The organism is Ruegeria sp. SAZD011 (assembly GCF_059612545.1).
In genome coordinates, this window is sequence record NZ_JBXWQU010000022.1 from 260,273 (window position 1) to 272,168 (window position 11,896).

At 65.2% G+C, this 11,896-nt stretch carries 11 protein-coding genes; 5 read left to right on the top strand and 6 right to left on the bottom strand.

Annotation, left to right across the window (positions count from 1 at the left end; translation table 11 throughout):
- Positions 1-7: 7 nt before the first annotated feature.
- A complete protein-coding gene (locus AC2FLM_RS09960) occupies positions 8-958 on the bottom strand; it encodes a dihydrodipicolinate synthase family protein (protein ID WP_496857610.1) in 951 nt (316 codons plus the stop codon).
- Positions 959-1,110: 152 nt separating this feature from the next.
- Here AC2FLM_RS09960 and AC2FLM_RS09965 point away from each other — a divergent pair, with 152 nt between their 5' ends.
- The 5 genes from AC2FLM_RS09965 to speB all read left to right on the top strand — a co-directional run bounded on the left by AC2FLM_RS09965 (position 1,111) and on the right by speB (position 7,258).
- On the top strand, positions 1,111-1,779 hold the full coding sequence (locus AC2FLM_RS09965; protein ID WP_496857612.1) for a GntR family transcriptional regulator: 669 nt from the start codon (positions 1,111-1,113) through the stop codon (positions 1,777-1,779).
- Between the two features lie 233 nt (positions 1,780-2,012).
- Complete coding sequence (gene speA / locus AC2FLM_RS09970; protein ID WP_234176477.1) at positions 2,013-3,902, top strand: biosynthetic arginine decarboxylase; 1,890 nt, start codon at positions 2,013-2,015, stop codon at positions 3,900-3,902.
- 25 nt (positions 3,903-3,927) lie between these two features.
- Positions 3,928-5,139, top strand: coding sequence for a saccharopine dehydrogenase family protein (locus AC2FLM_RS09975; protein ID WP_496857614.1), 1,212 nt, complete (start codon positions 3,928-3,930; stop codon positions 5,137-5,139).
- A gap of 104 nt (positions 5,140-5,243) precedes the next feature.
- Positions 5,244-6,413 carry a carboxynorspermidine decarboxylase gene (gene nspC, locus AC2FLM_RS09980; RefSeq protein ID WP_496857616.1) on the top strand — a complete coding sequence of 390 codons (1,170 nt, stop codon included), beginning with the start codon at positions 5,244-5,246 and terminating at the stop codon, positions 6,411-6,413.
- Entirely contained in the window at positions 6,410-7,258 is an 849-nt protein-coding gene (gene speB, locus AC2FLM_RS09985; protein ID WP_496857618.1) for an agmatinase, read from the top strand. The genes nspC and speB overlap by 4 nt, the downstream gene beginning before the upstream one ends.
- Here the strand turns inward: speB and AC2FLM_RS09990 are convergent.
- Genes AC2FLM_RS09990 through hisD form a run of 5 tightly spaced genes read right to left on the bottom strand, consistent with a single transcriptional unit; the run spans position 7,228 to position 11,887 of the window.
- Complete coding sequence (locus AC2FLM_RS09990) at positions 7,228-8,382, bottom strand: alpha-hydroxy acid oxidase (RefSeq protein WP_496857620.1); 1,155 nt, start codon at positions 8,380-8,382, stop codon at positions 7,228-7,230. The genes speB and AC2FLM_RS09990 overlap by 31 nt on opposite strands.
- A gap of 40 nt (positions 8,383-8,422) precedes the next feature.
- Positions 8,423-8,827: a universal stress protein gene (locus AC2FLM_RS09995; protein ID WP_234142826.1), complete on the bottom strand. Its 405-nt coding sequence runs from the start codon at positions 8,825-8,827 to the stop codon at positions 8,423-8,425.
- Between the two features lie 3 nt (positions 8,828-8,830).
- Positions 8,831-9,829: a zinc-dependent alcohol dehydrogenase gene (locus tag AC2FLM_RS10000; RefSeq protein WP_496857623.1), complete on the bottom strand. Its 999-nt coding sequence runs from the start codon at positions 9,827-9,829 to the stop codon at positions 8,831-8,833.
- Positions 9,826-10,587, bottom strand: coding sequence for an SDR family NAD(P)-dependent oxidoreductase (locus AC2FLM_RS10005; protein WP_496857625.1), 762 nt, complete (start codon positions 10,585-10,587; stop codon positions 9,826-9,828). Before AC2FLM_RS10005 ends, AC2FLM_RS10000 begins: the two co-directional genes overlap by 4 nt.
- On the bottom strand, positions 10,580-11,887 hold the full coding sequence (hisD, locus tag AC2FLM_RS10010) for a histidinol dehydrogenase (RefSeq protein WP_496857627.1): 1,308 nt from the start codon (positions 11,885-11,887) through the stop codon (positions 10,580-10,582). Before hisD ends, AC2FLM_RS10005 begins: the two co-directional genes overlap by 8 nt.
- Positions 11,888-11,896: the final 9 nt, after the last annotated feature.

An 11,896-nucleotide genomic window follows, 5' to 3' on the forward strand; every position in this document is an offset into this window, starting at 1 on the left:
CACCGCCTCAGGCCGCCAGATCCAGCTGCCGCGACCAGTCGGCATACCAAGCGCGGAACAGGGCGTATTGCCGCTCGACATAGCCGCGCTGGCTGTCGCTCAGTGCATCAGACTCGTTGAAATGCAGGCTGTATTCCGGCTCACCGTTCAGCACCATCAGGTGCTTGTAGTAAAGAACCAGGTCCGGCCCCTCGTCAAAGGACGACAATACCCCCAGCGCTTCTTCCAGCTCCTGCGCGCGCTGCCGCGCCACCGGATCGCCCGCCGCCGCCCGCTGGCAGAGCGCCACCAGATGCAGCACCTCGCGCGGCAGCGCGTTGCCGATGCCGGTGATCGCCCCTTCGGCCCCACAATTGACGAAGCCATGATAGACGGCGGTGTCGACCCCGACCATCAGCGTCACGCCATCGTCGTGCGAGGTGATCGCCTCGGCGGCATAGCGCAAGTCGACCTTGCCGCCGAACTCCTTGAACCCGATCAGGTTTGGGTGCGCCCGGCGCAGGTCAAAGAACAGATCGGCGCGGGTGGCGAAGCCATAACAGGGGCTGTTGTAGATCACTGCCGGCAAGTCGGGCGCCGCCGACAGGATCGCCGCGAAATGGGCGCGCTGCGCCGCCATCGAACTGCCGCGCGACAACACGCGCGGGATCACCATCAGACCGCGCGCGCCGACTTCGGCCGCGTGGCGGGCATGGGCAACGGCCGAGGCGGTGTTGACCGCGCCGGTGCCAACGATCACCGGCACCCCTGCGGCAGTCAGGCGCGCGACGCCCTCCATCCGCTCGGCATCGGTCAACAGCGGCCAGTCCCCCATCGAGCCGCAATAGACCACCGCCGACATGCCCGCGGCAATCATCTCGCGCCCCTTGCGCACCAGCGCGTCGAAATCGGGGCGGCGGTCGGGGGTGCAGGGGGTCATCAGCGCCGGCATGGTGCCGGAGAAAACGGTCTGGGTCATGGAATGTCCTTTCGTCGCGGATCACCGGACCCGCCCTGAGTCGTGATATTCTCTTGGTATCGGATATTGGATCCAATATTCAATATAAAATTTTTACATCCCCGCCGTGTTGCGTTAGCCTGCGGGAAAAGCGGTAGCTGACAGCGTGGAAAATGGCGAAATTTCAAACCGTTGACATCGGGCGCTCGGCCTCGGCGGCCAGTATCATCTTTGCTGCCCTGCGCCGCGCGATTGTCGAGGGCGACCTGGCCGATGGTGAACCGCTACGCCAAGACGAGATCGCCCGCAGCTTCAACACCAGCCGCATCCCGGTGCGCGAGGCGCTGACCATGCTGGAGCAGCAAGGGTTGGTGAAAACCGAACGCTACAAGGGCGCCGTGGTGGCGGGTCTGTCGATGACCGAGGCGACCGAGATCTTCGATTTCCGCGCGCTGGTCGAGGCCGAGGTGATGCGCCGGGCCGTACCCAACATGACGCCCGAGGTGCTGGACACCGCCCGCGCCTGTCTGGAACGCTTTGCCGCCGCCAGCGACCCGATGCACTATGGCGACCTGAACCGCGAGTTTCACGAAACGCTCTACCGCGCCTCGGCCCTGCCCTATCATCTGGGGGTCATCGAAAACGCGATGGACCGGATCGACCGCTATCTGCGCGCGCAACTGGTGCTGAGCGACGGGATGGAGCGCGCCCGCCGCGAACACCTCGCAATTCTCGACGCCTGCGCCAGGGGAGAGGCCGAACGCGCCGCCGCCCTGACGGCCGAGCATATCCATGGCGCCCGCGACTCGCTGGCCGAGCATATGGAACAGCGCAACGGGTAACATCACGCGCCATCCGCATCCGATTCCCGGCAAATCGCCACAAACGGTTTCAAGTTGTTGCGATCCTTGGTTATGCTGACCTGAAAACCACCAGGAAAACAGGTCGCGAACGACCCGAAGTCCATTTCGCACGCCTCTTGGCGATCACCGCAAGTTTGGCCTTGGACGAATCGAACCCCGCCTTTAAAGGGCGACCGACACCGGAGCCCCAGCCGCAGGAAAGGCCGACCCGATTGAAACATCCTCTTGACGCACCGCATTCCATCTATGGCGTGGACAAATGGGGCAAGGGCCTGATTGTGGTGACAGAAGAGGGTGAGATCGGGCTGAAAAACCCGCTCCGCCCCGAGGCCAATGCGGTCAGCCTGCCCGGCATCCTGCACGATCTGGAACAGCGCGGCATCCGCGCGCCGATGATCCTGCGGATCAGTTCCTATCTGGAAAACGAGATCGCCCATATCAACGACAGCTTTGCCGATGCCATCAGGCGCTCGGGCTACAAGGGCGCCTATCGCGGCGTGTTCCCGATCAAGGTCAATCAGCAGGCGCAGGTGATCGACCGTATCGTCGAGTTTGGCCATCGCTACAGTTACGGGCTTGAGGCCGGTTCGAAACCCGAACTGGTGATCGCGCTGGCGCACAAGCTGGCCTCGGACGCGCTGATCGTCTGCAACGGGGTCAAGGATGCCGAGTTCATCCGGCTGGCCATCCTCAGCCGCAAACTGGGCTTCAACACCGTGATCGTGCTGGAAAGCCCGAAAGAGGCCGATACCGTTATCGAGGTCTATAACGAGTTGGGGATCGAGCCGCTTCTGGGCGTCCGCGTGAAGCTCACCAACCAGATCAGCGGCAAATGGGAGGAAAGCTCCGGCGACCGCTCCTCGTTCGGCATGAATACCGACCAGTTGGTGCGCGTGGTCGACAAGCTGCGCGATGCCGGGCTGATCCATTGCCTGAAACTGCAACACTCGCATCTGGGCAGCCAGGTGCCCGACGTCAACGACGTGCGCCGCGCCGTGGGCGAGGCCTGCCGCTATTTCACCGAACTCAGCGCCGAGGGCGTGCCGCTCAGCCATCTGGATCTGGGCGGCGGCATGGGCGTCGATTACACCGGCGAGAAGCGCGCCACCGAGAACTCGATCAACTACACGGTCGAGGAATATTGCGCCAATGTGGTGGAAACAGTGGCCTATGCGATGGACGAGGCCGGCATCGCGCATCCCACCATCGTCACCGAAAGCGGCCGCGCGGTGGTGGCAACCTCGTCGCTGCTGGTGTTCAACGTGCTCGAAAGCACGCTGTACGACGCGCCCACCGCGCCGGGCACCGAGCCCGACGATCACCATCTGGTCACCGACCTGGCGGCGGTGAACGGGTACCTGACGCCCGCGCGGCTTCAGGAATGCTGGAACGACGCCACCTTTTATCGCAACGAATTGCGGGCGCTGTTTCGCCGTGGTTATGTCGATCTGCGCCAGATGGCCCGGGCCGAACGGATCTATCTGTCGCTGATGGCGCGGATCAAGACCATGGTGGCCGAGGTCGAGGCCGAGACCGATCTGGACGCCCAGATGGAAAAGATCGCCGATATCTATCACTGCAACTTTTCCCTGTTCCAGTCGCTGCCCGATGTCTGGGCCATCGACCAGCTGCACCCGATCGTGCCCTTGCAGATGCTGAATGAGGCGCCCGACCGCCGCGCGGTCCTGTCCGACATCACCTGCGACAGCGACGGCAAGGTCGACCGCTTCATCCTTGCCGATGGCGTGTCGCCGTCCTTGCCTGTGCACTCCCTACCCGAGGATCAGGACTATTACCTCGGCGTTTTCTTCGTCGGCGCCTATCAGGAAACGCTGGGCGATCTGCACAACCTCTTTGGCGACACCAACGTGGTCACCATCGACCTGCGCGCCGATGGCGGGTTCGACCTGCTGCACGAGCAGGAGGGCGACACCATCTCCGAGGTGCTCTCTTACGTCGAATACGACCCGGCCGATTGCGTCGCCGCCTTTCGCAAGCTGGTCGACGGCGCCATTTCGAACGGCTGCCTCAAGGCAAACGAGCGCAAGCTGATCATCGGCGCCTACCGCGACAGCATCAACGGCTATACCTATTACGAATAACCCACCAGCCAGAGGAGACCTTCCCATGGGCAAAACACTCGTTGTCGGCGCAGGTGGCGTCAGCCACGCCGCCGTTCACAAGATGGCCATGAATTCCGACATCTTTACCGAGATCACTCTGGCCAGCCGAACCAAGGCGAAATGCGACGCCATCGCCGCCTCGGTCAAGGACCGCACCGGCGTGACGATCAAGACGGCGGCGCTCAATGCGATGGACGTGGCCGCCACCGTCGCGCTCATCAAGGAGACAGGCGCCGAGATCCTCGTGAACCTCGCCCTGCCCTATCAGGACCTCAAGCTGATGGATGCCTGCCTCGAGGCCGGGTGCCACTACCTGGACACCGCCAACTATGAGCCCGAGGATGTGGCCAAGTTCGAATATCACTGGCAATGGGCCTATCAGGACAAGTTCAAGGCCGCTGGCCTGACAGCCATCCTCGGCTCGGGCTTCGATCCGGGCGTGACCTCGGTCTTTGCCACCTGGCTGAAAAAGCACAAGCTTGCCACCATCCGCCAGATCGACGTGCTGGATGCCAATGGCGGCTCGAACGAGCAGGCATTCGCCACCAATTTCAACCCCGAGATCAACCTGCGCGAGGTTCTGGCCGAGGCGCGGCACTGGGAAAACGGCGCCTGGCAGGTCACGCCCGCGATGACCCACAAGGTCGAGTTCGACTTCCCCGGCATCGGGCCCAAGAACATGTACCTGATGTATCACGAGGAACTGGAGAGCCTCTCGACCCACTTTCCCGAGATCGAGCGCGCCCGCTTCTGGATGACATTCGGCGATGCCTATATCATGCACGCCAAGGTGCTGGAAAACGTCGGCATGACCCGCATCGACCCGGTCATGCATGACGGCAAGGAAATCATCCCGATCCAGTTCCTCAAAACCCTGTTGCCCGATCCCGGCACGCTGGCCGAGGAAACCAAGGGCAAGGCCTGCATCGGCGATATCGCCACGGGTCTGGCCAAGGACGGATCGGGCGAGAAGACCTATTACATCTACAACATCTGCGACCACGAGAAATGCTTTGCCGAGGTTGGCAGCCAAGCGGTCAGCTACACCACCGGTGTCCCCGCCATGATCGGCGCGGCGCAGGTGCTCAAGGGCAACTGGGTGGAACCGGGCGTGTGGAACATGGAACAGCTCGACCCCGATGACTTCATGGACATGTTGAACAATCACGGCCTGCCGTGGCAGGTCCATGAACTCGACGGTCCGGTCTCTTTCTGACCTTGTGGGCAACGGGCGCCCGCGCCCTTTCTTCTGTTTGAAAATACCTCGGGGGGTCCGGGGGGCAGCGCCCCCCGGCCTCTCCTCCAGCGGAGGCGCCGGAAATGGCAGATGTGATGCAGACCCAGGCAGGAGACGCTGGCGCCTTCCGCCACTTCGACCTCTCCCGCGTGCCTACCCCCTGTTTCGTGGTCGACGAGGTCGCCATCGAGCGCAATCTGGCGATCCTCAAGGATATCTCCGACCGCTCCGGCGCGCATGTTCTTTCTGCGCTCAAGGCGTTTTCGATGTTCGCCCTCGCCCCGATGGTGCGCCAGTATCTCGGCGGCACCTGCGCCAGCGGTATCTACGAGGCGCGGCTGGGGCGCGAGGAATATGGCGGCGAGGTCGCCACCTTCTGCGCCGGGTACAAGGAACAGGATATCGACGAGATCCTGTCGCTCAGCGATCACATCATCTTCAACAGCCCGGCGCAAAAGGATCGTTTCCTGACCCGCGCCCAGGCGGCGGGCGTTCAGGTGGGCCTCAGGATCAACCCCGAACATTCCGAGGGCGAGATCGCCAAATACGACCCCTGCGCGCCCTGTTCGCGGCTCGGCACCCCGGTCAGTTTGCTGACGCCCGAAGCCTTGGCAGGCGTCGACGGGCTGCACATGCACACGCTCTGCGAACAGGGGTTCGACCCGCTCGCACGCACCTGGGCGGCGGTGGAGCCAAAACTCGCCCCCTATCTGCCCGGCCTCAAATGGCTCAATTTCGGCGGCGGCCATCACATCACCCGCGCCGATTACGACCGCGACGCGCTGGTGCGCTTCATCCAGGGGATCCGCGAGAAACACGGCCTCGACGTCTATCTCGAACCCGGCGAGGCGGTGGCGCTGGATGCGGGTATCCTCGTGGGTGAAATCCTTGACCTGCCCTCCAATGGCATGGCACTGGCCATCACCGATATCTCGGCCACCTGCCATATGCCGGACGTGATCGAGGCGCCCTATCGCCCCGCCCTGATGGACGAGGCCGAGAGCGGCCATACCTATCGCCTGGGCGGCCCCTCCTGCCTCGCCGGTGACGTGATCGGCGATTACACTTGGGACCGGCCCCTGACCATCGGCCAGCGCTTCGCCTTTCTCGACCAGGCGCATTATTCGATGGTCAAGACCAACACGTTCAACGGCGTGCCCCTGCCCACGATCGCGCTGTGGAACAGCGAGACCGACGCGCTGCGCATAATCCGCCAATTCGACTATTCCGATTTCAAGGACCGTCTCTCATGAGCATCTTCCTCGACAGCGAACTTTCAGCCGCCGAACGGACCGAGGACGCCCGTTTCCGGATCATCCCCGTTCCGCTGGAACGCACCGTTTCTTACGGCGCGGGCACGGCGGGGGGGCCCGGTGCGATCATCGAAGCGTCAAACGAGCTTGAACGCATCACCAACGGCGCCGAGCCCTGTGCGCAGGGCATCTTCACCGAACCGCCGCTCGACTGCGACGGCCCGCTGCCCGAGGTGATGGAACGCCTCGCCCAACGGACCGAAGCCGCCATCCGCGCAGGCCGGGTGCCGGTGACGCTGGGAGGTGAACATTCGCTCAGCTTCGGCGCGGTGATGGGCGTGGCGCGCGCCCTGGGGCAACCGCTGGGACTGGTACAGATCGACGCCCATGCCGACCTGCGCATCGCCTATCAGGGCGAGAAACACAGCCATGCCTCGGTCATGCACCTGCTCGCCGAGGAGGGTATTCGGCTGGCGCAATTCGGCGTCCGCGCCCTCTGCCAGCAGGAAATGGACGAGCGCGCCAAACACGGCGTGTTCTACAAGGATGCCGAGGAGCTGGTCACCACCAATATCCACGCCGTCGACCTGCCCGAAGATTTCCCCGAGCTGGTCTATGTCAGCTTTGATGTCGACGGGCTGGACCCAAGCCAGATGCCCGCGACCGGCACGCCGGTGCCCGGCGGCCTCGGCTACTACCAGGCGCTGCACCTGGTCGAACACGCGCTCAAGGGCCGCAAGTGCGTCGGCCTTGACGTGGTGGAACTGGCGCCCGACGGCAATGCTGCCTGGGATTTCACCGCAGCGCAGATCGTCTATCGGCTGATGGCGGCCTGCACAGCCTGATCCCCGTTATCTGGTAGGGCACGTTCGCGCAGCGCGGCCATGTCGGTCAGGCCCAGCTGCGCCAGTGTCAGGCTGACCTCCTGCGCCAGCACGTCCCACAGCTGGTGCAGTCCCGCCTCGCCCCCCGCCGCCATGGCATACAGAAGCGGGCGGCCGAGGAACACGAAATCGGCCCCCATCGCGTAGGCCTTGACCACATCCTCGCCGCTGCGGATGCCACTGTCATAGAACAGCGGATAGGTGGGGCCGACCGCTTGTCGGATCACGGCCAGCGCCTCGATCGCGGGGGGTGCGGCGTCAAGCTGCCTGCAACCGTGGCTGGAGACCTGGATCGCATCGGCGCCCAGCGCCTTGAGGCGCAGCGCATCATCGGGGTGCAGCACGCCTTTGACCACCAGCTTTCCGGGCCAGGCGGCGCGCAGGCGCTCGAATGTCGTCCAATCGGCAGCGGCACGGCTCTCGGTACGGTCGAAAACATAATCCCGCCCGTCGAAATTGGCCATCTGCGGCCGCCCCCGGATCAGCGTGGACAGGGACCAGCGCGGATGCAGCGCGAAATCGACGAATTGCCGGGGGCCGATGCGGAACGGCATCTTGAACCCGTGCCGTAATTCGCGCGGGCGGCGGCCCACCTCGGGCACATCGACGGTGAGCACCAGCGTGCCGTACCCGGCCGCGCGGGCGCGCTCGACCAGTTTCATCGTGCCGCTGCCATCGCCGCTGAAATAAAGCTGGAACCAGGCCATGCCGCCCGAGACCTTGAGCAGGGTTTCCATGTCGGTCGAGGCCACGGTCGAGACGCCATGCGGCACCCGGTCCCTTGCGGCCAGCCGCGCCAGCATCAGATCGGCGCCGGGGGTGGACAGGTTGCACATGCCCATCGGGCTGATGCCAAAGGGGCGCACCGCCAGCTTGTCGAAGAGCTGCACCCGCAGCTCTCGCCGGCTGACATTGCGCAGCACCCGGGGCGTCAGGCGAATATCCTGAATGGCCCGGCGCGCCAGCATCGCGCCATGCTCTTCGCCGGCCGAGCCGTCGATATAGTCGAACACCATCCAGGGCAGGCGCCTGCGCGCCAGCCTGCGGGCGTCCTCGCTGGAATGAATGCCGGTCTGGCGCAGCATGATCTGGGTTCACTCTATGGGCGTCGGAGGGGGCCGTAACCTAGCGCAGCACCATCACCGTGCAAGGTGCGTGGCGGACAACACGGGCGGCGGTGGTACCCAGGAAATAGTCGCTGAGGCCGGGCCGGTGCGAGCCGACGATGATCAGGTCGATGCCCATATCGGTGGCATATTCGGTCAGCGCGCGGCTGGAATGACCGCTCAGCAACACCGGTTCGACCCCCGGCGCATCGGCCACGCGGGCGCGTAACCGCGCCTCGGCATCGGCGCGGGCCTTGGCCACCAGATCGGCGTCCAGATAGGCGCGGACCGCCGGGTTGGGCGGCTCGATCACGTGGACGGCGCGGATGGTGGCGTCCTCGGCGGCCAGGGCGCGGGCGGTTTCGAGCGCCCGCTCGCTGATCCCGTGTTCCAGCGACAGGGCAACAAGGATGCGGTGATACATGGCCTAACTCCTTTCCGGGGCGGTTTCGGGAACCAACAGGACCTTGGGTGCCGCCACCCGGCCCGCGCGGATATCGGCAAAGGCCTCGGCACCCTGTTCGAGCGGGCGCGCCTCGGTCCAGTCAAGCGGGCCGAGGCGGCCGTCAAAGATTGCCTGCGCGGTCTGGCGGAAATCCTCGGCGGTATAGGTATAGGTCCCGATAAAGGTGATCTCTTGCAGGGTCATCCGCCGGATATCGAGGCCACCGGTATCCTCGCCCAGGCCGATATGGCCGATCACACCGCCGGGGCGCACATGAGCCGAGGCAGCGGCACGGGTGGCGGCATAACCCACCCCGTCGATCACCAGATCGAATTGCGACCCCTCTGGCGCAGCGTCGACCGCATGCTGGCCGCAGCGGTCGCTCAGATAGGCGCGGCGGGCGGGGTTCGGCTCGACCATGGTGACTTGCGGCACGCCCTGCGCCGCCAGACACAGTGCAGCGCCTAGCCCGATCGCCCCGCCACCCAGTACCAGCGCCGTGTCGCGGGCACCGGATAGCGCGGCCAGGGACAGGCGCACCGTGTGCCAGCCGCAGGCGATGGGCTCGGCCAGTGCCGCCTTGGCCAGCGGGACGGGGTCAGGGACGGTGACCAGGTTGCCCTCGGGCATCGCCACATATTCGGCAAAGCCGCCCTCGCGCGGGGGCATCGAGATGATCTGGCGCGTCGGGCACAGGTTGTCGCGTCCCGTGCGGCAGGCCGGGCAGTCGCCGCAAGTGACCAGAGGGTTCACGGTGACCCGCTCGCCGTCGCGCGGCCCACCCACGATCACACCGGCCACCTCGTGACCCAGGATCAGCGGCGCCGGGCGGCGCGCATCGTGGCCCAGATAGGCATGCATGTCCGAGCCGCAGATACCCACCTGCGCGATGCGGATCAGCTGTTCGCCCGGCCCCGCGACCGGGTCGGGCATCTCGCGCAGCGCGAGCGTTTCGGGGCCCGTGTAAACCAGCGCCTTCATTTCGCGGTATATCCTCCATCCACCATCAGCACCTGACCGGTGACATAGGCCGACGCCTCGGAGCAAAGGAACAACAACGGCCCGTCCAGATCCTCGGGCTCACCATTGCGGCCGAGACAGGTCTGCTCCGCGTTGCGCGCCGCGCGCGCAGGATCGGCAAAGACTGGCGCCGTCAGCTCGGTCCGGAAAAAACCCGGCCCCAGCGCGTTGGCGGTAATTCCGTGCGGAGACCAGGCCTCGGCCATCGCGCGGGTCATCTGGGCCACACCGCCCTTGGACGCGCCATAGGCGATGCCGCCGGGAAAGGCGCGGGTTGTCTGGAGCGAGGCGAAATTGACGATGCGACCCCAGCCGCGCGCCTTCATCCCCGGGACCAGATACTGGCTGAGGAAGAACGGCACCGACAGGTTCAGGGTCAGGGTGATGTCCCAGCCTTCGGGCGTGACCTCATCGGCGGGCTGGCGGGTGTTGATGCCGGCGGCGTGAATCAGAATGTCGGGCGGGCCAAAGGGCGCTGCGACCTGCCGCGCCAGCCCCTCCAACCCGTCGCGGTCCGACAGGTCATAGGGAATGGCATGGGTTTCGCCCCCCGCCTCGGCCTGCCATTCGGCCAGCGCTTCGGCGCGCCGGGCCACGCCCACCACCCGTGCGCCAGCCTGCGCCAGCACCGTCGCCGCGCGCCGGCCAAGGCCGGAACTGGCGCCGGTGACACAGGCCACCCGGCCCCGCACCGAGAAGAGATAGCCAGAGTCAGCCATTGGCGGTCAGGTCAAAGGTCTCGTCGGGGAAATACTTGGCCAGCCGCACATCGGCGGCGCGGGCATGGCCCTCCATCCCCTCAAGCCGGGCGATGCGGGCGGTGGCCTCGGCCACGGGCTTGTAGCCCTCGCGGGTGCCACGCTGCCAGGTCACGATCTTCATGTATTTGTGCACGCTGAGGCCCCCGGTATAGCTGGCGGCGCCGCTTGTCGGCAGCACGTGGTTGGTGCCCGCCGCCTTGTCGCCATAGCTGACGGTGCTTTCTTCGCCCAGGAACAGCGACCCATAACAGCTGAGCCGGTCGAGCCACCAATCCAGGTCGTCGGCCATCACCGTCAGGTGCTCGGGCGCGTAACGGTCCGAGGTGGCAGCCATCTCCTCGCGGTCGGCGCACAGGATCACCTCGGCATAATCGCGCCACGCGGCGGCGGCATTGTCGCGGTTCACCTCGGGCAGGTCGGCGATATAGGCCGGGATCATCTCGATCACCTTTTCCGCCAGCGCGCGATCATCGGTCACCAGCCAGACGGGCGAGTTATAGCCATGCTCGGCCTGGCTCACCAGATCGGTGGTCACGATATGCGGATCGGCGGCCTTGTCGGCCAGGATCAGGCTGTCGGTGGGGCCCGCGATCATGTCGATGCCGACACGCCCGAACAGCATGCGCTTGGCCTCGGCCACGAACTGGTTGCCGGGACCGACCAGGATTTTCGCCTTGGGCAGACCGAACAGGCCAAAGGCCATGGCCGCCACCCCCTGCACACCGCCGATTGCCATGATCGTGTCGGCGCCACAGATATGGGCGGCATAGACGATGGCAGGCGCCACGCCGACACCGGGACGCGGCGGCGAGCAGGCCATGATATGTTTGCACCCCGCCACCTTGGCCGTGGTCACGGTCATGATGGCGCTGGCGATATGGCTATAGCGCCCGCCCGGCACATAGCAGCCCGCCGCATCCACCGGGATCGCCTTTTGCCCGGTGATCACGCCCGGCACCACCTCAAGCTCGACATCGGTCAATGTCGCCTTCTGCGTCTCGGCAAAGCGGCGCACATTGTCATGGGCAAAGCGGATATCGGCCTTGAGCTTTTCCGGCACCCGCGCGCAGGCGGCCTCGATCTCTTCGGGCGACAGGATGATGCTGCCCTCGTAGCGGTCGAACTTGGCGGCATAGTCCAGCGCGACCTGATCCCCGCCCGCCTCGATATCGGCGAGGATCGCGCGCACCGTCTCTTGCACATCCGAGGCATCGGATTTCGAGGTAAGCGAAGCTTTCTTGAGGTATTCGATGGTCATACCGGGGGC

What these genes read in the sequence shown, in the direction of transcription:
- speB (WP_496857618.1), top strand. Translation starts at nt 6,410, where the DNA reads ATGAGCATCTTCCTCGACAGCGAACTTTCAGCCGCCGAACGGACCGAG.
- AC2FLM_RS09995 (WP_234142826.1), bottom strand. Translation starts at nt 8,827, where the DNA reads ATGTATCACCGCATCCTTGTTGCCCTGTCGCTGGAACACGGGATCAGC.
- AC2FLM_RS09990 (WP_496857620.1), bottom strand. Translation starts at nt 8,382, where the DNA reads ATGCTGCGCCAGACCGGCATTCATTCCAGCGAGGACGCCCGCAGGCTG.
- AC2FLM_RS10000 (WP_496857623.1), bottom strand. Translation starts at nt 9,829, where the DNA reads ATGAAGGCGCTGGTTTACACGGGCCCCGAAACGCTCGCGCTGCGCGAG.
- hisD (WP_496857627.1), bottom strand. Translation starts at nt 11,887, where the DNA reads ATGACCATCGAATACCTCAAGAAAGCTTCGCTTACCTCGAAATCCGAT.
- nspC (WP_496857616.1), top strand. Translation starts at nt 5,244, where the DNA reads ATGGCAGATGTGATGCAGACCCAGGCAGGAGACGCTGGCGCCTTCCGC.
- AC2FLM_RS09975 (WP_496857614.1), top strand. Translation starts at nt 3,928, where the DNA reads ATGGGCAAAACACTCGTTGTCGGCGCAGGTGGCGTCAGCCACGCCGCC.
- AC2FLM_RS09960 (WP_496857610.1), bottom strand. Translation starts at nt 958, where the DNA reads ATGACCCAGACCGTTTTCTCCGGCACCATGCCGGCGCTGATGACCCCC.
- AC2FLM_RS10005 (WP_496857625.1), bottom strand. Translation starts at nt 10,587, where the DNA reads ATGGCTGACTCTGGCTATCTCTTCTCGGTGCGGGGCCGGGTGGCCTGT.
- AC2FLM_RS09965 (WP_496857612.1), top strand. Translation starts at nt 1,111, where the DNA reads ATGGCGAAATTTCAAACCGTTGACATCGGGCGCTCGGCCTCGGCGGCC.